The 22,155-nt window shown below is 49.0% G+C and carries 22 protein-coding genes and 1 tRNA gene; 14 read left to right on the top strand and 9 right to left on the bottom strand.

Annotated elements, in window-relative coordinates:
- Window position 1: 1 nt before the first annotated feature.
- From T360_RS0113040 to T360_RS15450, 7 genes are read left to right on the top strand one after another with little or no spacing between them, the layout of a single operon-like run.
- A complete protein-coding gene (locus T360_RS0113040) occupies window positions 2-382 on the top strand; it encodes a molecular chaperone DnaK (protein ID WP_028913170.1) in 381 nt (126 codons plus the stop codon).
- 14 nt (window positions 383-396) lie between these two features.
- A complete protein-coding gene (locus T360_RS0113035) occupies window positions 397-1,026 on the top strand; it encodes a lipoprotein signal peptidase (protein WP_028913169.1) in 630 nt (209 codons plus the stop codon).
- Window positions 1,016-1,966, top strand: a complete 951-nt coding sequence (locus T360_RS15455) for a DUF4296 domain-containing protein (RefSeq protein WP_155949568.1) — start codon at window positions 1,016-1,018, stop codon at window positions 1,964-1,966. Before T360_RS0113035 ends, T360_RS15455 begins: the two co-directional genes overlap by 11 nt.
- A 5-nt stretch (window positions 1,967-1,971) precedes the next feature.
- Window positions 1,972-3,282 (top strand): MFS transporter, encoded by a 1,311-nt coding sequence (locus T360_RS0113025; protein ID WP_028913168.1) that lies wholly within the window; start codon window positions 1,972-1,974, stop codon window positions 3,280-3,282.
- A 24-nt stretch (window positions 3,283-3,306) separates the two neighbouring features.
- A complete protein-coding gene (locus T360_RS0113020) occupies window positions 3,307-4,026 on the top strand; it encodes a 16S rRNA (uracil(1498)-N(3))-methyltransferase (protein WP_028913167.1) in 720 nt (239 codons plus the stop codon).
- 56 nt (window positions 4,027-4,082) lie between these two features.
- Entirely contained in the window at window positions 4,083-5,405 is a 1,323-nt protein-coding gene (locus tag T360_RS0113015) for a phenylacetate--CoA ligase family protein (RefSeq protein WP_028913166.1), read from the top strand.
- The gene (locus tag T360_RS15450) at window positions 5,402-5,872 is read left to right on the top strand and encodes a DUF3256 family protein (RefSeq protein ID WP_051523573.1); all 471 of its coding nucleotides are present in this window, start codon (window positions 5,402-5,404) and stop codon (window positions 5,870-5,872) included. The genes T360_RS0113015 and T360_RS15450 overlap by 4 nt, the downstream gene beginning before the upstream one ends.
- Window positions 5,873-6,136: 264 nt before the next feature.
- Here the strand turns inward: T360_RS15450 and proS are convergent, their stop codons facing one another.
- Complete coding sequence (gene proS, locus T360_RS0113005; RefSeq protein ID WP_028913165.1) at window positions 6,137-7,618, bottom strand: proline--tRNA ligase; 1,482 nt, start codon at window positions 7,616-7,618, stop codon at window positions 6,137-6,139.
- Window positions 7,619-7,757: 139 nt separating this feature from the next.
- The gene (locus tag T360_RS0113000; RefSeq protein ID WP_155949566.1) at window positions 7,758-8,573 is read right to left on the bottom strand and encodes a hypothetical protein; all 816 of its coding nucleotides are present in this window, start codon (window positions 8,571-8,573) and stop codon (window positions 7,758-7,760) included.
- 559 nt (window positions 8,574-9,132) lie between these two features.
- On the opposite strand from T360_RS0113000, the gene T360_RS0112995 reads away from it, so the two are divergent.
- Window positions 9,133-9,813: an OmpA family protein gene (locus T360_RS0112995; RefSeq protein ID WP_028913163.1), complete on the top strand. Its 681-nt coding sequence runs from the start codon at window positions 9,133-9,135 to the stop codon at window positions 9,811-9,813.
- 34 nt (window positions 9,814-9,847) lie between these two features.
- On the top strand, window positions 9,848-10,537 hold the full coding sequence (gene mtgA / locus T360_RS15445) for a monofunctional biosynthetic peptidoglycan transglycosylase (RefSeq protein ID WP_051523572.1): 690 nt from the start codon (window positions 9,848-9,850) through the stop codon (window positions 10,535-10,537).
- Between the two features lie 2 nt (window positions 10,538-10,539).
- Here the strand turns inward: mtgA and T360_RS0112985 are convergent, their stop codons facing one another.
- Genes T360_RS0112985 through T360_RS0112975 form a run of 3 tightly spaced genes read right to left on the bottom strand, consistent with a single transcriptional unit; the run spans window position 10,540 to window position 12,943 of the window.
- A complete protein-coding gene (locus T360_RS0112985; protein ID WP_028913162.1) occupies window positions 10,540-11,346 on the bottom strand; it encodes an RNA methyltransferase in 807 nt (268 codons plus the stop codon).
- Complete coding sequence (locus T360_RS0112980) at window positions 11,343-12,575, bottom strand: M64 family metallopeptidase (protein WP_028913161.1); 1,233 nt, start codon at window positions 12,573-12,575, stop codon at window positions 11,343-11,345. The genes T360_RS0112985 and T360_RS0112980 overlap by 4 nt, the downstream gene beginning before the upstream one ends.
- Window positions 12,572-12,943, bottom strand: coding sequence for a 2-amino-4-hydroxy-6-hydroxymethyldihydropteridine diphosphokinase (locus T360_RS0112975; protein ID WP_028913160.1), 372 nt, complete (start codon window positions 12,941-12,943; stop codon window positions 12,572-12,574). The genes T360_RS0112980 and T360_RS0112975 overlap by 4 nt, the downstream gene beginning before the upstream one ends.
- 324 nt (window positions 12,944-13,267) lie before the next feature.
- On the opposite strand from T360_RS0112975, the gene serC reads away from it, so the two are divergent.
- The 5 genes from serC (at window position 13,268) to T360_RS0112950 (ending at window position 17,359) form a co-directional block, all read left to right on the top strand.
- Complete coding sequence (serC, locus tag T360_RS0112970; RefSeq protein ID WP_028913159.1) at window positions 13,268-14,335, top strand: 3-phosphoserine/phosphohydroxythreonine transaminase; 1,068 nt, start codon at window positions 13,268-13,270, stop codon at window positions 14,333-14,335.
- 30 nt (window positions 14,336-14,365) lie between these two features.
- Window positions 14,366-15,283: an NAD(P)-dependent oxidoreductase gene (locus T360_RS0112965; protein ID WP_028913158.1), complete on the top strand. Its 918-nt coding sequence runs from the start codon at window positions 14,366-14,368 to the stop codon at window positions 15,281-15,283.
- Between the two features lie 81 nt (window positions 15,284-15,364).
- A complete protein-coding gene (locus tag T360_RS0112960; RefSeq protein WP_028913157.1) occupies window positions 15,365-15,790 on the top strand; it encodes an HIT family protein in 426 nt (141 codons plus the stop codon).
- Between the two features lie 36 nt (window positions 15,791-15,826).
- The gene (locus tag T360_RS0112955; RefSeq protein WP_028913156.1) at window positions 15,827-17,074 is read left to right on the top strand and encodes a DUF1015 domain-containing protein; all 1,248 of its coding nucleotides are present in this window, start codon (window positions 15,827-15,829) and stop codon (window positions 17,072-17,074) included.
- Between the two features lie 12 nt (window positions 17,075-17,086).
- Entirely contained in the window at window positions 17,087-17,359 is a 273-nt protein-coding gene (locus T360_RS0112950) for a TIGR03905 family TSCPD domain-containing protein (protein ID WP_028913155.1), read from the top strand.
- 49 nt (window positions 17,360-17,408) lie between these two features.
- On the opposite strand, the gene T360_RS0112945 is transcribed toward T360_RS0112950, so the two are convergent.
- The 4 genes from T360_RS0112945 to T360_RS0112930 form a co-directional block, all read right to left on the bottom strand.
- A tRNA-Ser gene (locus tag T360_RS0112945) sits at window positions 17,409-17,496 on the bottom strand.
- 84 nt (window positions 17,497-17,580) lie between these two features.
- Window positions 17,581-18,165 carry a YigZ family protein gene (locus T360_RS0112940; protein ID WP_028913154.1) on the bottom strand — a complete coding sequence of 195 codons (585 nt, stop codon included), beginning with the start codon at window positions 18,163-18,165 and terminating at the stop codon, window positions 17,581-17,583.
- Window positions 18,165-21,425, bottom strand: coding sequence for a carbamoyl-phosphate synthase (glutamine-hydrolyzing) large subunit (gene carB, locus T360_RS0112935; RefSeq protein ID WP_028913153.1), 3,261 nt, complete (start codon window positions 21,423-21,425; stop codon window positions 18,165-18,167). Before carB ends, T360_RS0112940 begins: the two co-directional genes overlap by 1 nt.
- 158 nt (window positions 21,426-21,583) lie before the next feature.
- The gene (locus T360_RS0112930) at window positions 21,584-22,093 is read right to left on the bottom strand and encodes a hypothetical protein (RefSeq protein WP_028913152.1); all 510 of its coding nucleotides are present in this window, start codon (window positions 22,091-22,093) and stop codon (window positions 21,584-21,586) included.
- Between the last annotated feature and the right edge of the window lie 62 nt (window positions 22,094-22,155).

The following is a 22,155-nucleotide window of genomic DNA, read 5'->3' as shown; positions in this document are numbered from 1 at the left end:
TATGGCAGAGAAGACTCGCTATACTGATGAAGAGCTCGAGGAGTTCCGTCAGATTATCAATGACAAGATGGCTTTGGCCAAGCGTGATTACGAGCAGATGATGCGTGTACTGACCAACGAGGATAGCAATGACGTTGACGACACATCACCCACCTACAAGGCATTGGAGGAGGGTAGTGCCACTCAGTCAAAGGAAGAGCTGATTTCGATGGCTGCCCGCCAGCAGAAGTTCATTCAGGGACTGAAGGCTGCGCTGGTTCGTATTGAGAACAAGACCTATGGTATCGACCGTATCACCGGTAAGCTGATACCTAAGGAGCGTTTGCGTGCTGTTCCCCACGCCACGTTGAGTGTTGAGTCTAAGCTTAATCAGAAGAAGTGACTCACGCACCATTCATGACAAAAGGAAGATTGGCGACATTAATCATAGTCGCCATTCTCCTTATTGACCAGGCAATAAAAATCTGGGTGAAGACCTCGATGTCGCTCCACGAAAGTATTCATATTACCGACTGGTTCTACATCACGTTTATCGAGAATATGGGCATGGCCTTCGGCATGCAGATAGGCAGCAAGATATTGCTGTCGCTGTTTCGCATGGTGGCCATAGGTGTATTGGGCTATTACATCTCTCAGCAGGTTCGTCAAAATGCCCGTACAGGCTATATCTTGTGCCTCTCGATGATATTGGCCGGCGCTGCAGGCAATCTGATCGACTGCATGTTCTATGGTCTTATCTTCAACGAGTCGTCGCCCTTCTATCTGTCATATTTCGTTGACTTCGGCACAGGCTATGCCCCCTTCTTGATGGGCAAGGTGGTGGATATGTTCTACTTTCCACTGATTGAGACCGAGTGGCCCATGTGGATGCCGTTTGTTGGCGGAAAACACTTTGTGTTTTTTAGTCCGGTATTTAATTTTGCCGATGCCAGCATCAGTGTAGGCGTAGTGCTGCTGTTGCTGTTCTATCGTGAAGAGATAAGTAAGATTTCACTAAAGAAAGATACGAATAAAATTGAAGAGTAAAGTCAAACATGTCATGCTGGTTGCAGCGATAGCACTGCTGTCTAGCTGTAAACCATTTGTACCACCAGAGTATATTCAGCCTGACGATATGGAAGACTTGATATACGATTATCATCTGGCTCAGGGCATTGCCTCGCAGCAGGATGGTAATCAGGATTATAATCGTGAGCTTACCTTTGAGTTGGTGCTCAAGAAGCACGGACTCACCCAGGCTCAGTTCGATTCCTCGCTGGTGTATTATTACACCCGTGCCGACCGTTTCCAGGAGATCTACAAGCATGTGCAGGAGCGCCTGGATACTGAAGCCGAGAAGTATGGCGCAGCAACCAATGATGTGCGTATCACTGCCAACTCGCTGAGTGGCGATACTACCGATGTGTGGAAGGGCAATCGCGCGCTCATGCTCATCAACGATCGCCCTTATCATCTCTATCAGTTCAGTCAGAAGGCCGACACCTCTTATCGTGCTGGCGACAGTTTCATGATGAGTCTGAACAGTACTTGGCTCATGCAGCAGGGCAATCGTCAGGCTTCCATCTATCTGGCTATTACCTATGAGAACGACAGTACTGTGAAGCAGTACTCCACCATATCTATATCTGGCCCCACCACGCTGCGCGTACCTTATTGCAAGGAGCGCGTGAAAGAGATCAAGGGCTTTATGATGTGTGGCATGCGCCCCAATAATGATAATTCCAGCAATCTCTGTTTGCTGTTTATGAACGATATCCAGCTGATCCGCTTCCGCAACAAGCTTTCTGATACGCCAGCTGAGCTCCACCAGCCAGCCGAAACGATGGCTTCGCCGAAAGACGAACCAGCACAGTTCGACACGCTGCGCAAGCCGATGCGCCAGATGGGCAACAGACCCCTGACGATAGGTGAGATACAGCAGATGCGTCGCTTGGAAAACAAGAATGTAAAACCAAATTCTAAGTAATAATTATGAATCTCAAATTCCGTTTGTCATTGATGAACTTCCTTGAGTTCGCTGTATGGGGAGCTTATCTTACATGTATGGGAAACTACCTTGGAGTGGCCGGACTGGGTGACAAGATTTCCTGGTTTTATGCCATTCAGGGCATCGTTAGTATCTTTATGCCCACACTGATGGGTATCATCGCCGATAAATATGTTCAGCCACAGCGTTTGCTGGGTTGGTGCCACCTGCTAGCAGGTGGTTTCATGCTGGGCTGCTGGTGGCTGGGCTACCAGGCAGGCTTTGGCAATGAGCTGGCTGATAAGTCGCTGTTCATCACGCTTTACACGCTGAGTGTGGCATTCTTTATGCCTACCATCGCGCTGTCGAATACAGCCGCTTTCACCATTCTGAAGAACAACGGACTGGATACCGTGAAGGATTTCCCACCTATCCGCGTACTGGGTACCGTAGGTTTCATCGTCACCATGTGGTTTGTCAACTGCGCCGTATGGCAGGATGGCAGTTTCTCGATGACGCTGGCCGAGAATGCCCATAAGTTCCAGTACACCTACATGCAGTTCTTTGTATCTGGCATTCTCAGCATTGTGCTCTGCTTCTATTGCTTCACATTGCCTCAGTGTAAGGTAGTGACCAAAGAGAAGGTTTCGCTGATGGAGACCCTCGGTTTGAACGCGTTCAAGCTGTTTAAGAAGCGTCAGATGGCGCTGTTCTTTATCTTCTCAGCCCTGCTGGGTATGTGCCTGCAGGTAACCAATGGTTATGCTGGTCCGTTCATCACCAGCTTCAAGGGTAGTGCCGATGCAGCCGTTGCCAGCTCGTTTGCTGCCAACAACGCCACACTGCTCACCAGCATCTCACAGATTAGCGAGGCCCTGTGCATCCTCATGATACCATTCTTCCTGAAGCGTTATGGCATCAAGATTGTGATGCTCATGTCGATGTTTGCCTGGGTGTTCCGTTTCGGATTCTTTGGTGTGGGTAATCCCGCCATGCCTGGTGTGATTATGTTCATCCTCTCTTGTATCGTATATGGAGTGGCCTTCGACTTCTTCAATGTGTCGGGTGGTATCTTTGTCGATCAGGAGTGCGAGCCCAGCATCAAGGCTTCGGCCCAGGGCTTGTTTATGATGATGACCAATGTTGTGGGTGCTACTGTAGGCACACTGGCTGCTGGTGAGATTGTGAACAACTACTGCTATTGGGAGAACGGATTCCTGCAGGGCAACTGGACTACTTGCTGGTTCATCTTTGCCGCCTTTGCATTGGTAGTAGGTATCTCGTTCGCTTTGGTTTTCAATCCCCAGAAGAAATAAGAAATCTATCACTCTTTATAGTATATGAAAGAAGCAAGATATTTTTTTGTACCTGATGCTGAGAATCAGACTGAGTTGCCCACCGACGAGGCCATGCACGCCATGCGTGTGCTGCGCTTGAAGAGTGGCGACGAGCTTTTTCTGATGGACGGAGTGGGCAACTACTTCCGTGCTCAGGTTACTGTGGCTGCCACCCATCATTGCTATTACGAAATCTTGGAGAAACTGCCACAACAACCTCAGTGGAAGGGTCATCTGCACTTAGGCATCGGTCCTACAAAGATGATGGACCGCATGGAGTGGATGATGGAGAAGGCCACCGAGATAGGTATCGACGAGGTGACGTTCCTGAACTGTAAGTTCTCTGAGCGCCGCCTGGTCAAGCTGGTACGTCTCGACAAGATTGTGACAGCTGCCGTTAAGCAAAGTCACAAGGCTTGGAAGCCTCAGGTGAATGAGATGGTGCATTTTGCCCAGTTCATTCAGCAGCCCCGACAGGGTAGAAAGTACATCTGTCACTGCTACGAAGAAATACCTCGCACGCTGCTCTTCGACGAGCTGCGCAAGCCTTCAGATACTGAAGATGTGACTGTGCTCGTGGGTCCCGAGGGCGACTTCTCTATCGACGAAGTTCGCAAGGCTGTCGAAGCCGGTTGGATATCCGCCAGTCTGGGTGAAAGCCGGTTGCGCACGGAGACGGCAGGCCTCTCGGCTGTGATGATGATGCAGCTGGCCAAAGAATAACCTATACAATATACGACAAACCATATAAACTATAAGATATGACTGACGAGAAGATTATGGCTACCATCAAGCCCGACGGCGAGTACTGGCAGCCTGAACTTGAGACAATGCCAAGAGAGCAACTCCAGCAGTTGCAAGTTAAGAAACTAAAGGACACGATCAACGTTTGTCTGAAGTCGCCTTTCTATAAGAAGCGTTTAGGCGATCTTGGTATCACGGCTGACTCTATCAACAGCCTTGACGACCTGCGCAAGATTCCCTTCACCACGAAGCAGGACCTGCGCGACAATTATCCCTTCGGACTCGTTGGCGGCAATATGGATGATGCCGTGCGTATCCACTCTACGAGTGGTACTACGGGTAATCCCTGTGTGGTGATCTACTCTGAGCACGACATTTGCTCTTGGGCTAACATGATTGCCCGCAACCTGTATATGATAGGCTGCCGCAAGAGTGATGTGTTCCAGAACTCGTCAGGCTATGGCATGTTTACCGGTGGACTGGGATTCCAGTATGGTGCCGAGTGGCTCGGTGCTATGACTGTGCCTGCTGCTGCCGGCAACTCAAAGCGCCAAATCAAGTTTATCAAGGATTTCGGAACCACCTGTCTGCACGCCATCCCATCTTATGCCATCCGACTGGCCGAGGTGTTCAAGGAGGAAGGTGTAGATCCTGCCAGCACCAAACTGCGCACACTCTGCATTGGAGCTGAGCCCCATGCCGAGGAGCAGCGCCGCCGCATTGAGCGCATGCTGGGCGTAAAAGCCTACAACTCGTTTGGTATGACAGAGATGAATGGTCCTGGTGTAGCCTTCGAGTGCAAGTATCAGGAAGGCATGCACCTGTGGGAAGACAACTATATCGTAGAGATAGTAGATCCAGACACCCTCGAGCCTGTGCCCGATGGCCAGATGGGAGAGATGGTGCTCACCACGCTCGATCGCAACATGATGCCCATCCTGCGCTATCGTACGCGCGACCTCACTCGCATCATCGCTGAGCCATGTAAGTGCGGACGCACCCATCGTCGTATCGACCGCATCAAGGGTCGCACCGATGATATGTTCATCATCAAGGGTGTGAACGTGTTCCCCATGCAGGTTGAGAAGATTCTGGTGCAGTATCCTGGTTTGGGCAGCAACTATCTCATCACCCTCGAGACCATCGACGATAATGACGTGATGACAGTAGAGGTTGAGCTTGATGGACTTGAGACAGATATCTATCCTGAGATGCAGAAGATGATGAAGGACATCCAGCGTGCACTGAAGGATGAGATACTGCTCACCCCTGTAGTAAAACTCGTAAAGAAGGGCTCTTTGCCTCAGAGTGAAGGCAAGGCCGTTCGTGTAAAAGATTTAAGACCCAGTCGCGGATGATAAAGAAAATGATGATGGCCTTTCTGATGGCCACTACACTTACTCAGGCGTCAGCCCAAAGCGTCACCCTGCGTGACGTGTTTAAGCAGATGCCTGACTCTCTCATGCCTTACCTCTCGCAGAACAATCGACTCGACTTTATCGATTTTCTCGATTCTGGTATGAAGGCCGAAGTGAAAAACAAGCTAGGAGGCACCAGCCAGATGCTCTCGTTGGGGCAGGATAGTCTCACTATCCGAATGAACCCCTCGCTGCGCACCGACCTGTTGCTGCTCGACAGCACCGTCGTGATGGTAGAGACCTTCACGGTTGATTCTATCTACGGGCAGAGTAGGGTGCACTACTTCACCACAGCCTGGCAACCAGTGGCATCGCCACAACTCAGTGAGGCACAGAAGAAAAGAATAAGTCGTTTGGAAATGCAAAATATCCTAAAGAGGGACGAAGAATTGCTGAACAAACGTTAAAATATATACGAAATGACTATCTGAATAATCGATTTCAAAGGAAATAAATTAACTTTGCATCGTGTTTTTCATGGTATTAGATTATTAAGGTTAATTAGAAATAGATTTATCGTGAGGTAAGTGATATTTCGGCCTCCATAAAGTAATGTTTAACATTCATTCGAACATTATTCTATGGTTAAAAAAAGAGGAACCTGAGAAGGTTCCTCTTTTATATTTTTCCCCTTTATGGTACCCTCCCCATGGGGGGAGGGCCAGGAGGGTTTAATAAGATCTTGCAATAATCACACGGCACTTAGCAGGCTTGCCAGTCACCATGTCCACACCAGGAGTCTGCTCTACGCCGAAAGGCACACAGCGGATAGTGGCCTGTGTCTCCTCCTTGATCTTAGCCTCAGTCTCGGCAGTGCCGTCCCAGTGGCACAGGAAGAATCCACCGTCCTTTACCTTCTCCTTAAACTCCTCGTAGTTGTCACACTCGTAGATGCGAGCATCGCGATAAGCCTTAGCCTTCTCGAAGATATTCTTCTGGATATCCTCCAGCAGCTGCTCTACATACTCGGTGATACCCTCGATGGGTCGTGTCTCCTTCTCCAGTGTGTCGCGGCGCATCACCTCGATAGTACCGTTCTCCAGGTCGCGAGCACCCAGAACCAGACGTACGGGAACACCCTTCAGCTCGTAGTCGGCAAACTTAAAGCCAGGACGCTTGTTGTCAGCATCGTCAAACTTCACGGTGATGCCCTTAGCGCGCAGCGCCTCGATGATAGGAGTAACCTCCTTGTTCACCTGCTCCAGCTGCTCAGGCTTGTTGGCGATAGGAATAATCACCACCTGGATAGGAGCCAAACGTGGAGGCAGCACCAGTCCGTTATCGTCAGAGTGAGTCATGATGAGCGCACCAATCAGTCGGGTAGAAACACCCCATGATGTAGCCCATACATACTCAGGCTTGTTTTCCTTATTCAGATAAGTCACCTCGAATGCCTTGGCGAAGTTCTGACCCAGGAAGTGGCTTGTACCACTCTGCAGCGCCTTACCGTCCTGCATCATGGCCTCGATGGTGTAAGTGTCAAGCGCACCGGCAAAACGCTCAGTCTCGCTCTTCACACCCTGTATCACAGGCACAGCCATCCACTCTTCAGCAAACTTGGCATACACCTTCAGCATCTTCTGTGCTTCCTCCTCAGCCTCCTCGCGGGTAGCGTGAGCAGTGTGACCCTCCTGCCACAGGAATTCGCTGGTGCGCAGGAACGGACGTGTACGCATCTCCCAGCGCATCACGTTACACCACTGGTTGCACATCAGTGGCAGATCGCGCCACGACTGAATCCAGTTTTTATAGGTATTCCAGATGATAGTCTCCGAAGTAGGACGAACAATCAGCTCCTCCTCGAGCTTAGCTGTTGGGTCAACCTCAACACCGCTCTTATCCTCTTTGGCGCGCAGGCGATAGTGAGTCACCACAGCACACTCCTTAGCAAAACCCTCAACATGCTCTGCTTCCTTAGAGAGGAACGATTTTGGAATCAGCAAGGGGAAGTATGCGTTCTGAGCACCAGTTTCCTTAAACATCTTGTCGAGCTGCTGCTGCATCTTCTCCCAGATAGCGTAACCATAAGGCTTAATCACCATACAGCCGCGCACAGCACTCTGCTCTGCCAGGTCGGCCTTAACTACCAGATCGTTAAACCACTGACTGTAGTTATCGGCTCTTTTCGTTAATTCTTTTAATTCTTTTGCCATATTTTTCTTCTATGTTTCCTAATTTTGCCTGCAAAGGTACTGAAAATCGAGCGAAATACAAAATAAAAAGCGTTTTATTTTTATTTCCGAGATGCATCGTACCTTCGAGATATATTTTTTATTCCATATGATCGTTGTGTCATTCAACCTTCTTCCACTTCATGACTTGCTGCACGGTATTGTCGTTGTCGCTTTGGCGCAGGGCGCTCCACACCATCTTGTCGCCGTCTATGCTGTCTATTTCCCACCATTCGCGCAGCTCGTTCTCGCCATGATTCTTCCAGCGTGTAGACAGCAGTTGGCCGTCAACAAAGTATTTCTGGAATTCGCGCGTGGTCACAGATTCCCAGTCGCCAGCATCGTTCTTGCGATAGAATTTGTAAGTGCCGTCGGCCATAAACTCCAGTCGTGCGTTTGCGTCGTTAAACGTTTCGATACCCGTCAGCTCCGTACACTCCCACAAGCCTATGATAGCCTCACTATAGTCGGTAGCCACTTTCGTGTAGCGGATATGCTGTTTCGTATCAGCTATCACCTCATCATGATGATATCGGGTAAGATTGAATTTGGCTATCATCTGTGCATCATCGATGGCAGTCACATGGTATGTTTGAACTATTCTAACTGCCTCGTTTGGAAGTCCTGTCAGCGTTATCTTGTTGCCCGAAATCTCGGCGTCGTACGCTACATGCGATTGCCATTTCACCGTTGATTCTGTGAAATCGCTCCTCGACGAACTGAAGGTAGCCTTCGAATCCGAGAGGAAGGTGACGACAGACTTATCGTTGGTCAGTGCAGGCTTCCCATCAATATCAGCAATCATCCACTTGCCTATAATTTTCTCAGCAAGTTTCTTGCCCGAAACAGCAGGGCGGTCATCATTCGAACACGCAGTCAGAACTGTTGCGCCGCAAATCAGGACAGCGGCCATCATCCATAGCTTTAGATTTTTCATATTCAGATGCATCATTTGTTTTAATCTATTTTACTTTTCACTCGTTATCGCCTTGTAGAGCAGTTTTTAGCCCTAATGCCGCTGCGCTTACTCTTTCAATTTGACACTGCAAAGGTACGAAAATTTTGTCATGTACACAAGCCTTTCTAAAAATATTTATCAGTTTTTTTGCAAACCTATCGAGAACATATCAACATACCAATATACCAATATACCATTTCGAAAATTCATATGTACAAACTACCGCCTAATAGTATTCTATATTTTATATATATTATAATATATATAAAATTAATAATATATATAATAAGATTCCTTCTTCGCGGTAGGTTATATCAATATACCAAATGGTATGTTGGTATATTGGTATGTATACGTTATGGGCATGCGGAATCTCTGTGTCCGTAGCTAATTGTGGTGGAGTTGGACTGCTTGAACGAAGGCAAATGTTTATTAATGCTTAAAAAATGTAGGAAGAATGATACTTGCTTAGAAAAAAATACTATCTTTGCAGGCAGAAAACAATAGTTAACGGTTAATTAACAAAATTAGAACGATTATGAAAAGTATGAAGTCAATCGCCTTTGCACTGTGCGCTTCGCTGGTGCTGGCAGGATGTAACGTAAGTAACACAGCTAAGGGTACTGCTATCGGTGCTGGTGGTGGTGCTGCCCTGGGTGCTATCATTGGTAAGATTGCTGGCAACACAGCTGTAGGTGCCGTTGTAGGTGGTGCAGTAGGTGCTGGCGCTGGTGCTATCATCGGCCATAAGATGGACAAAGCTAAGAAGGAGGCCGAGGCCGTGAAGAACGCTCAGGTAGAGACGATTACTGATGCCAACGGACTGGAGGCTGTTAAGGTGACATTCGACTCTGGTATCCTGTTTGCTACAAACAAGGCCGACCTGAATGCTGCTTCTAAGACCTCTCTGCAGCAGTTTGCTCAGGTGCTGAAGAACAACAATCAGTGTGATATCGCCATCTACGGTCATACCGACAATACTGGTAGCGATGCTATCAACAATCCTCTGTCAGTGAACCGTGCTCAGAGCGTGTCTAACTATCTGAAGTCGCTCGGTGTTTCGGCTGCTCAGATTAAGTCGGTTGACGGTCAGGGTTCTACCAACCCAGTAGCTGACAACAGCACTGCCGAGGGGCGCAAGCAGAACCGCCGTGTAGAGGTTTACATGTATGCTTCGGAGCAGATGATCAAGGAGGCTAACGCCGAAGCGAACAAGTAAAATGTAACAATTAAAAAATTTAAGAATTTAAAAATTGAAGTTTCTTAAGAATATTCTGAAGTGGATAGTGGTGGCATTCTTTGCCTCCACTATTCTTGCTGTTGTAGCGCTGCGTTTTGTGCCGGTTTACTTCACGCCCCTGATGTTTATACGCTGTTATCAGCAGATAGGCGAGGGGAAGGATTTGAAATTGAAGCACCACTGGGTGGCGCTGGATAAGATATCGCCATCGCTACCACAGGCGGTGATGGCCAGTGAGGATGCTAAGTTTATGCAGCATCACGGATTCGACTTCAAGGCGATAGAAAAGGCTGCTAAGCGTAACAGTAAGCATCCGAAGAAGCGCAAGCTGGGAGCTTCAACCATCTCGCAGCAGACGGCTAAGAACGTTTTCCTGTGGCCGGGTCGCTCGTGGGTGCGCAAGGGCTTTGAGGTGTATTTCACAGCGCTTATCGAGATGATGTGGAGCAAAGAGCGCATCATGGAGGTGTATCTGAACTCTATCGAGATGGGGGATGGCATCTATGGTGCCGAGGCTGTGGCTGCGGAGCACTTTGGCACTACGGCTGAGAACCTGACAAAGGGACAATGTGCGCTGATAGCCGCCACGCTGCCCAACCCGCGCAAATTTTCAAGCAAGGATCCGTCGGGCTATATGCTGAAGCGTAAGGCGCGCATCCTGCGCGAAATGAAATATGTGGAGGGGTTGCCCAAGAAGCCGTAGTGCTACTTGCGCAACTCCCAGAATGCTACTGCCGCTGCTGCGGCAACATTAAGCGAATCAACTTGATGCGACATAGGAATGCGGACTGTGAAGTCTGCATTTTTTATGGTGTCGTGTGGCAGACCGTCGCCCTCGGTGCCCATGATGAATGCCAAGCGCTCCTGCTGCTTCAGGATGGGGTCGTCGAGCGATATCGACTGGTCGGTAAGCGCCATAGCGGCTGTACGATAGCCCAGCTGGCGCAGGGTGTCGTAAGAATCGAGCCACGTCCAGGGAACGAGAAATACCGATCCCATCGACACGCGGACAGCACGGCGATTGAGCGGGTCGCAGCTGTTGCGGGTGAGCAGTACGGCATCGATGCCCAATGCGGCTGCACTGCGGAAGATAGCGCCGATATTGGTGGTATCTACCACGCCGTCGATAACTACGATGCGCTGTTTCTCTGGGTTGGTGATGCTGCTCAGCACCTGCTGAACGCTGCGTTCTGGCTTGCGGCGCATGGCACAAAGCACACCGCGGGTGAGGGTATAGCCGGTGAGCTGAGCCAGGAGCTCACGCTCGCCTGTATAAATAGGAATGTCGCCACAGGTGGCAATGATATCGGCTGCATCGCCTGTGATATGGCGGCGCTCGCAGAGCAGGGCTTGGGGTTGGTAGCCAGCCTGCAGGGCTACACGAATCACCTTAGGACTCTCGGCGATGAAAAGGCCGCGCTCAGCATCGAGCTTGCTGCGAAGCTGTGCTTCTGTAAGTGTTCCAAATATCTCAATACCAGGCTCTTGTAGTGATTTTATTTCAGTAATCATTTAGTATAGAAATCAATTAAACGTTGTAGTGCTTGTTGGCACACGAGACAGAACTCGGGCTCCTCATTGGTGCGCATGCGACAGTTCTCATAGCCGCGCCAGATGCCCTTTGAAAGGTAGCCGCCGCCCTCGATAAAACCTGCATTTTTCTCCTTTATCAGGTTCTCCCATTTGCCGTTGAAATCGTGCTTTGTGGTGAGATTGGGCTCCCAGGGCTCAGTGTCGGCAAAGTACATGGGGTCGTCGTCGCCATAGGGATACTCGTCGCCCAGACCGCCGAAGGAATGGCCAAACTCATGCACAACCACAGGGCGGAAGTACGGACCGTGGGTGTAGGTGAGATTGTAGGAGTTGTAGATACCGCCGCCACCATAGTGGTTGGTGTTTACCAACACAATAATGTGCTCGTAAGGAGTACCTGCCAGCACGTCGTGCAGCTTCTTCAGGTGCAGGGTGGTGAGATATCGGTCGCTATAGAATGTGTCGAAATGCGAGCTGAGGGCTGTATTCTTCCAGACGTCCTTGCTGGGATGACTGGTGCCGCTCTCTTGGGAAGCAGGCATCACGGCCACCATATTAAAGCGGTTCTGATTCTTCTTGAATGGCTCGTGCTTGAATAATGCTTCCATCGCAATCTTACAGTCGTTCAAGAATACGTCCATTTCTTCGGCTGTATAGCCCTCGGCCACGTAGGCTACATGGATGCAGCGAGTGGTGTCTGTGGCCTGCTGGAGGGTCTCGAATGGCGTAATCTGATGCTGATCAGCCTTACGTATCAGGATGTCTTTGGGATCAATAGTGTGCGAAAGACTACTTGTCACGCGGTCGTGATAATCGAAGAGTTCTATCTTAACATCTACAGGCGCCTTGGGGAAGGGGACGAGAAACACATTCTCGAACGACTTCCGTGTGCGCTTGGCTTCGGCTGTGCTGAGCCACTCCTGAAACAGACTGGAGAACGAGTGGCGATAAATCACCATTCCATCGGCCTTGGATGTGACTGTAATCTGACCGTTGCCGCGCAATGGCAGTTCGGCCAAACGCTGCTTGCGACCGTACCAGCGGGGCAGACTCACTAGTTCGTCAACATAGATCTGTTGGTGGGTGTTGTCGCCAGCAAAAATATAGTCGAGACGCAGGGTGCGGTCTTCAAAATAATCTTCAAAACGCTGCGCTGTAGCTGTTATCGATGATAGCAGTAATGCGCTGATAATGAGTATATTCTTCATAATTCATTAATTAAATCCTTTACGTAGTTTCGCTCCCAATCTTTCAGGTGATGGCGCTGCCCGTCGTACTCCAACAGGTCGAGGTCGATGGCCACGATGCCGTCTTCGTTTCGCGTGCGCCCCAGGCGAATTTCTATCTCCTTGAGCACCTCGTTGAGCAGGTTCATTCCTAAGGCGGTAGTGCCTTGGCATAGCTGATTGAGATACTTGGCATCATTGGTTTTGCCGACGGGATCGGTGTAGATAGCACGGGTGAAATGCACCTCATTGAGCAACTGGGTGAGCTGAATGCGGGCAGCTTCGAGATGAGCCTCGTGGTTGATGTTTGAAGCCAGACTGATGATGATGTGATGTTCCTTTTGTGTCATAACAAGTGCAAAGATAGTGATTTTTAAGGCAGGATAAGCATGAATTTCACGAATTTTAAAGAATTAATGATTATTTTCGTGTAATTTCGCGTGGTACGTGACAAATATTCATTATCTTTGCATCGCCATAATATATAAATATGTTGTGGTCTACTTTCGGAAGAGGTTGAAATATTGATATGTTGAGTTGACAAAATGAAAGAAAAATAGTAAATTCTGTGAATTTCTGCTTAAATATTTGGTAGTTTGAAAATAAAAGTGTAATTTCGCAGCGTTTTTCGAGAACAAGTATGAATATAAACCATTTAATAAATAAACAATCAAATGAAGAAGTACAACTTTAACGCCGGTCCCTCGATGCTTCCTCGCGAGGTGATTGAGAAGACCGCTCAGCAGTGTCTTGATTTCAACGGTTCTGGTCTTTCTCTGATGGAGATCAGCCATCGTGCAAAGGACTTTCAGCCTGTAGTTGACGAGGCTGTAGCTCTTGTAAAGGAACTCCTTAACGTTCCTGAGGGTTACTCCGTGATTTTCCTTGGCGGTGGTGCCAGTCTGGAGTTCTGTATGATTCCTTATAACTTCCTGATTAAGAAAGCTGCTTACCTGAACACCGGTGTTTGGGCTAAGAAGGCTATGAAGGAAGCAAAGCTTTTCGGTGAGGTAGTAGAGGTGGCTTCTTCAGCTGATGCCAACTATACCTTCATTCCAAAGGACTGGACAGTTCCCGCTGATGCCGACTATCTGCATATCACAACCAATAATACTATCTATGGTACTGAGATTCGCAAGGACCTCGACGTGCCCGTTCGCCTGATTGCCGATATGTCATCTGACATCTTCAGCCGTCCTGTTGACGTGGCTAAGTATGATGCTATCTATGCTGGTGCTCAGAAGAACCTGGCTATGGCTGGTGTTACCATCGTGATTGTAAAGGACGACGCTCTTGGTAAGGCTCCACGTGAGATTCCTACCATGCTCGACTATCGTACACACGTGGATAAGGGTTCTATGTTTAATACTCCTCCTGTAGTGCCCATCTACAGCGCGCTCGAGAATCTGCGCTGGATCAAGGCCCAGGGTGGTGTAGAGGCTATGGACAAGCTGGCTCAGCAGCGTGCAGAGATTGTTTACGGCGAGATCGATCGCAACAAGATGTTCAAGGGAACAGCTGTTGCTGAGGACCGCTCACTGATGAACATCTGCTTCGTAATGGCCGACGAGTATAAGGAGTTGGAGAAGGACTTCCTCGACTTCGCTGTTTCAAAGGGAATGGTTGGTGTGAAGGGTCACCGCTCAGTTGGTGGTTTCCGCGCTTCTTGCTACAATGCTCAGACCATCGAGGGTGTTAACGCACTCGTGGCTTGCATGAAGGAGTTTGAGGCACAGCACTAATACATTAAACATTAAAGATTAAACATTAAGATGAAAGTATTAGTTGCAACAGAGAAGCCATTTGCAGCAGCTGCTGTTAATGGTATCAAGGCAGAGATTGAGGCAGCTGGCAATGAGCTGGTGCTGCTCGAGAAATATACAGAAAAGGCTCAGCTGCTGAATGCAGTTGCTGATGCCGACGCGCTGATTATCCGTAGCGATAAGGTGGATGCAGAGGTTCTTGACGCTGCTAAGCAGCTGAAGATTGTGGTTCGTGCCGGTGCTGGTTACGACAACATCGATCTGGCTGCAGCTACAGCTCACAACGTGGTAGCCGAGAACACTCCTGGTCAGAACTCTAACGCTGTAGCCGAGTTGGTATTCGGTCTGCTGGTGATGGCCGTTCGCGGTTTCTACAATGGTAAGAGCGGTTCTGAGCTGCTGGGTAAGAAGCTGGGTATCCTGGCTTTCGGTAATGTAGGTCGCAATGTGGCTCGCATCGCCAAGGGCTTCGGTATGGACGTTTATGCTTACGATGCTTTCTGCCCTGCAGAGGTGATCGAGGCAGCTGGCGTGCATGCTGTTTGCTGCCAGGAGAAGTTGTTCGAGACTTGCGACGTGGTTTCACTCCATATCCCTGCTACTCCTGAGACCAAGCAGAGCATCAACGCTGAGCTGGTTGGCAAGATGAAGAAGGGTGGTGTGCTGGTGAACACTGCTCGTAAGGAGGTGATCAATGAGCCTGAGCTCATCAAGCTGATGGCTGAGCGTGAGGACCTGAAGTTCGTTACCGACATCATGCCTGATGCCAACGACGAGTTCCTGAAGTTCGAGGGTCGCTATTTCTCTACTCCTAAGAAGATGGGTGCTCAGACAGCCGAGGCCAACATCAATGCTGGTATCGCTGCTGCCAAGCAGATCAACGCATTCTTCAAGGATGGCGACACCAAGTTCCAGGTAAACAAGTAATTTACTAAAATAAAAGGTGCACAGGAGGGTAGAAGCCTTACTTGTGCACTTTTGTATTCTTACTAAAACCTTTTTTATTTTATGTATAGTGATCCTAAACAGTGCTTGTATTGCACTAATAATCAGACGCTTCACGACCTGATGATTGAGTTTGCTCAACTGTCGGTGTCGCGAGTTTTTCTTTTTAAGGAGCAAACCTATCGTGGTCGATGCCTGGTGGCCTATAAGGACCACGTGAATGATCTGAATGAGTTGAGCGACGAAGATCGCAATGCCTTTATGGCTGATGTGGCCAAGGTGACGCGTGCCATGCAGAAAGCATTCAACCCCGAGAAAATCAATTATGGTGCCTATAGCGACAAGCTGTCGCACCTGCACTTTCACCTGGCTCCCAAATATGTGGATGGCCCCGACTACGGCGGCGTGTTCCAGATGAATCCTGGCAAGGTGTATCTCACTGATGCCGAATACGCAGACATGATTGAGAAACTCAAGGCCAATCTTTAATCTTCAATGTTCAATCTTTAATTTTCAATATAAAACATGGCTATCATCAAACCATTTAAGGGTATTCGCCCACCAAAAGAGCTTGTAGAACAAGTAGAGAGCCGTCCGTACGACGTGCTGGACAGCGAAGAGGCGAGGGCAGAGGCTGGCGACAATGAGAAGAGTCTCTATCATATCATCAAACCAGAAATCGATTTCCCCGTAGGTACATCGGAGTATGACCCACGTGTGTATGAGAAGGCTGCCGAGAACTTCCAGAAGTTCCAGGATAAGGGTTGGCTGGTTCAGGATGCCGACGACCATTATTACATCTACGCACAGACGATGAACGGTAAGACACAGTACGGACTGGTGGTTGGCGCTTATGTAGATGACTACATGAAGGGCAACATCAAGAAGCACGAGTTGACCCGTCGCGATAAGGAGGAGGACCGCATGAAGCATGTGCGTGTGAACAATGCTAACATCGAGCCTGTATTCTTTGCTTATCCTGACAACGCTGTGCTCAACGAGCTGATTATGCGTTATGCTGCTACTGAGCCTGAATATGATTTCGTGGCACCTATCGACGGTTTCCGCCATCAGTTCTGGGTCATCAGCGACGAGAAAGATATGCATACCATCACTGAGCAGTTTGCCAAGATGCCTTCGCTCTATATCGCCGATGGTCATCACCGTTCAGCCGCTGCTGCATTGGTGGGTGCTGAAAAGCAGAAGCAGAATCCCAACCACAATGGTACTGAGGAGTACAACTACTTCATGGCTGTTTGCTTCCAGGCATCGCAGCTCACCATCCTCGACTACAACCGCGTGGTAAAGGACCTGAACGGTCTCTCATCAGAGGAGTTCCTGGCAGCTCTGCAGGTAAACTTCGAGGTTGAGGATAAGGGTACTGATATCTATAAGCCCCAGCAGCTGCACGAGTTCTCACTCTATCTGGATGAGCACTGGTATAGTCTGAAGGCTAAGGAGGGAACTTATGATAATACCGATCCTATCGGTGTGCTGGATGTTGACATCTCGAGCCGACTGATTCTGGATGAGATCCTGAATATTGGCGACCTGCGCTCTTCTCAGCGTATCGACTTCGTAGGTGGTCTGCGCGGCTTGAAGGAGCTGAAGCGTCGTGTTGACTCAGGTGAGATGCGCGCCGCATTGGCCCTCTATCCAGTATCTATGCAGCAGATTATGGACATCGCTGATAGCGGTAAGATCATGCCACCAAAGGCTACCTGGTTCGAGCCAAAACTGCGCTCAGGACTGGTTATTCACAAACTAAGCTAAATTTAATAATAGATGAAGACTAAACATATTACATATACCACTCAGGGCACATGTTCGAAACTGATTGACGTGACTGCTGATGAGAACGACGTAATACAGCAGGTGTTCTTCCTTGGCGGTTGCAACGGCAACCTGCAGGGAGTGAGCAAGCTGGTGTGCGGACAGAAGATTGACGACGTGATTCCCAAGATCAACGGCATCCGTTGTGGTGCCAAAGGTACATCATGCCCCGACCAGCTATGTCGCGCGCTAGAACAGTTGAAGAACGCTCCACTTGAGGGGTAAAAAAAGAAAAAGGTTTCGATGAATTTCGAAACCTTTTCTTTTGCTTTAGCGGAGAGTGAGGGATTCAAACCCCCGATACCCGAAAGGGGTATACCGGATTTCGAGTCCAGCGCGATCGATCACTCTGCCAACTCTCCAGTTGCTCTCGTTTTGCGATTGCGATTGCAAAGGTAATGCTTTTTTAGGAATTCACCAAACATTTTTTGGGGAAAATTTGAATTTTATTCGAATGACAGCTTTGAAAGACGATTACGCAGTTGATCGGCTTCTGATTTGCGGATGCTGAGCTTGATTTCGCACGTGTTATCGTAGGTTTGCGACACGATACGGGGCTGCATCTCCTTCACAATGCGCATCACATCGTTCATCATCGGATAGGCAAAAGAGTAGGTGATAACCTCTTCTACCTGACGTGTCTCAATCTCAGAGTGGGTGATGGCATCGGCAGCTGCTTCGCGATAGGCTACTATCAGTCCTGATGTGCCTAAGTTGACACCACCATAATAACGCACCACCACAATCAGAATGTCTGTCAGCTCATTGCTGTTGATCTGTCCCAGGATGGGTTTGCCGGCTGTTGATGAGGGTTCGCCATCATCATTGGCACGAAACTCCAAGCGCTCAGCACCAAGCATATAAGCATAACAAACGTGGCGGGCATCGTAATACTTCTTACGATAACCGGCTATCAACTCCTTGATTTCATCAAGTGTTTCTACATGATGAGCAAAGGCGAGGAACTTGCTACGCTTTTCAGTATAGTAGCCCTCGCCTTCGGTCTTAAGTGTCTTATATTCGTCTATCATTAGTTCTCGTACTCCTGCCAAGCCTTGATCTTGATGTCATCAATACTCATGGCAGTGAAGGCCTCGATAAATGCCTTGGCCAGACGAACATTGGTCATCAATGGGATGTTGTGATCGATGGCACCACGACGAATCTTGTAACCATTGGTGAGCTCGCGGCTGGTGTGGTTCTTTGGTACGTTGATAACCAAACCTACCTTATGCTGCGAAATCAGATCCATGACATTGTTCTCGCCATCCTCATCAGGCCATGCTACGGCTACTGCTTTCACACCGTTGTCGTTGAAGAACTTAGCGGTTCCGGCTGTGGCGTAGATGGTGTAACCCTTCTTAGCCAACTGCTGTGCGGGCTCCAGGAGTGAAACCTTGCCCTTGGCACCACCAGAGCTGATAAGTACAGCATCCTTAGGAATAGAGTAGCCTGTGGCAATCAGTGAGTTGAGCAGTGCCTCGTTCAGGTCGTCACCCAAGCAACCAACCTCACCAGTTGAGCTCATGTCAACACCCAGAACTGGGTCGGCATTCTGCAAACGAGCGAATGAGAACTGAGATGCCTTCACACCAATACGGTCGATATCAAACTCGCTCTTATTAGGCTTCTGGTAAGGAGCGTCGAGCATAATCTTAGTGGCAGTCTCGATGAAATTGCGCTTCAAGATCTTTGATACGAATGGGAACGAGCGACTGGCGCGCAGGTTACACTCGATCACCTTCACCTCGCGGTTCTTGGCCAGGAACTGGATGTTGAATGGACCGCTGATGTTCAATTCGGCTGCAATCTTATAAGCAATTTTCTTGATCTGACGAACGGTTGAGAAATAGATGTTCTGAGCTGGGAACACCATGGTGGCGTCACCAGAATGAACACCTGCATACTCTACGTGCTCTGAGATAGCATACTCAATCACCTCGCCCTTATCGGCCACAGCATCAAACTCAATCTCCTTGGTCTCAGTCATGAACTTAGAGACTACCACTGGGAATTCCTTAGATACCTCGGTAGCCATATTCAGGAAGCGATGCAGCTCCTCTTCGTCGTAGCAGACGTTCATGGCAGCACCAGAGAGTACATAAGAAGGACGCACGAGCACAGGATAACCTACCTTCTCAACGAAGTCCTTCACATCGTCGAACGATGTCAGTGCCTGCCAAGCTGGCTGGTCGATACCCAGTTTGTCGAGCATAGCTGAGAACTTATCACGGTTCTCTGCACGGTCGATATCCACTGGCGATGTGCCAAGCACGGGAACACCCTGACGGTGCAGCTTCATAGCCAGGTTGTTAGGAATCTGTCCACCTACAGAAACGATGACACCACGTGGTGACTCCAGGTCGATCACGTCGAGCACGCGCTCCAGTGAAAGCTCATCGAAGTACAGGCGGTCGCACATATCGTAGTCGGTTGATACCGTCTCAGGGTTATAGTTGATCATGATAGATTTGTAACCCAGCTTACGAGCGGTGTTGATGGCGTTAACAGAACACCAGTCGAACTCTACCGACGAACCGATGCGGTAAGCACCAGAACCGAGAACGATGACAGACTTCTCGTTATTATAATAATTAATATCGTGTGCAGCTACATATTTCTCACCTTCAGCACAGCCGAATGCAGGTACATGGGTGTAGGTGAAGTAGAGATAATTGGTGAGCTCAGGATGCTCGGAAGCAACAGTAGGGATGCGCTTTACTGATGGCATGATGCCGCGCTGCTTACGATACTTACGCACCTCGAGATTCTCCTTCTCCATGTTGGTGGCTGTAGATTTGATGACGAAGCGGGCAATCTGGAAATCGCTGAATCCGCAACGCTTAGCCTCGAGCAGCAGCTCGTCGGGCAGTTCTTCCAGCTTGTTGTACTTCTGCAACTCGTGCTTCAGGTCAACAATATGCTTCAGGCGCTCCAGGAACCAAACGTCAATCTTGGTGAGCTCCTCAATACGCTGGATGGTGTAACCCTCTTCTAGAGCCTGAGCGATGGCAAAGATGCGCAGGTCGGTAGGATTTGCTAGCTCCTCGTCAAGATTTTCGAACTTAGTATGGTCGTTGCCCACGAAACCGTGCATGCCCTGACCAATCATGCGCAGACCCTTCTGAATCATCTCCTCGAACGAACGACCGATAGACATGATCTCGCCGACAGACTTCATCGAAGAACCAATCTGACGGCTTACGCCAGCAAACTTGGTGAGGTCCCAACGAGGAATCTTACAAATCATATAGTCGAGCTGTGGCGCTACGTAGGCTGATGATGTGGTGCCCATCTCGCCAATCTGGTCGAGTGTGTAGCCCAACGCAATCTTAGCTGCAACGAAGGCGAGAGGATAGCCTGTGGCCTTTGAAGCCAGCGCTGAAGAACGGCTCAAGCGGGCGTTGATCTCGATGATACGATAATCATTTGTCTCTGCATTGAATGCGAACTGAATATTGCACTCACCAACGATACCCAGGTGCTTCACGCACTTGATGGTGATATCCTGCAGCATCTTAACCTGCTCCTCACGCAGCGAGCAAGTAGGCGCTACTACGATTGACTCACCAGTGTGGATGCCCAGAGGGTCGAAGTTCTCCATTGAGGCAACGGTGAAGCAGCGGTCGTTGGCATCGCGGATGCACTCAAACTCAATCTCCTTCCATCCCTTCAAGCTCTCCTCAACAAGAATCTGAGGAGCGAATGTGAAGGCCGACTCAGCCAGCTCGATGAATTTCTTCTCATCAGGGCAGATACCAGAACCAAGACCACCCAGAGCATAAGCCGAACGGATCATGATGGGGAATCCAATCTCGTGGGCTGCCTTCAGTGCATCTTCCATCGACTCTACAGCGTGGCTCACAGGAACCTTCAGGTCGATTTCAGCCAGCTTCTTCACAAACAGGTCGCGGTCTTCTGTGTTCATGATGGCCTCTACGCTTGTGCCAAGCACCTCTACACCATACTCCTTCAGAGTGCCGTTCAGATAGAGTTCAGTACCACAGTTCAGCGCTGTCTGACCACCAAAGGCCAGCAGGATGCCGTCGGGGCGCTCTTTCTTGATGATTTCGGTTACGAAGTGCGTATTTACCGGCTGGAAATACACTTTGTCTGCAATACCCTCACTAGTCTGGATAGTAGCGATGTTAGGGTTTACGAGCACACTCTTGATACCTTCTTCTCTAAGTGCCTTGAGCGCCTGTGAGCCAGAATAGTCAAACTCACCTGCCTGTCCGATTTTCAAAGCACCCGATCCGAGTACCAAAACCTTTTTCAGTTCTTTTTTCATATACGTATTGGGTTTATTTTTTGGGTTTCATTATTCGCGTGCAAAGGTACGAAGATTTATTTAAACTGCCAAGAATCTGTTCTTGTAAAGTGTTAAAAAAGGGACTCTACTTTATAAAAAGTGAGCCCCTTTAGATATAAACTTAATGTTTATGCGATTTACTCATAATATGTAATAGTACGGGTGACTTCGATCTCCTGACCCATCATACTCATCTTGCGACTGATCCAATTGCCTTTGTCGTCGAACTTGTAATCCGTGAAAGGCACCTCAACATCTTGTCCCATCATGTTCATCTTCTGAGCCTTTACCTGGCCGTTCTCGTCGTAAACGAGCGCCTGAACAATCTCCTGACCCATAGCGTCGATGGTTTGCTTTATCAGCTTGCCGTTCTCCCAGGTGAACTTCACAGCAACACTCTGGCCCTGCATGCTCATGTTAGCACTCTGGATGTAGCCGTTCTCATCATACTTCGCGTCGGTGAGACCTTCCTGCTGCATCTTGCCGTCTTCGGTAAAGGTTGTGTTACGGGGCATACCCATTACAGTCATGCTGATTGACTTAACGTTGCCTTTGGCTTCATTAGCTTCAACGTCGTGGAACTTGGTTTGTGCCTGCATAGCCATTGTCATTGCCAGCATGGCGATCATCATTGTAAGTTTTTTCATTTTTTTAATTTTATTATTGGTTACACAATTAATAGTTGATACCGGCTGCAAAGGTAAAGCAA

The organism is Prevotella sp. MA2016 (genome assembly GCF_000619825.1).
Classification (GTDB): Bacteria; Bacteroidota; Bacteroidia; order Bacteroidales; family Bacteroidaceae; genus Prevotella.
This window is presented reverse-complemented; position numbering and strand designations above follow the sequence as displayed.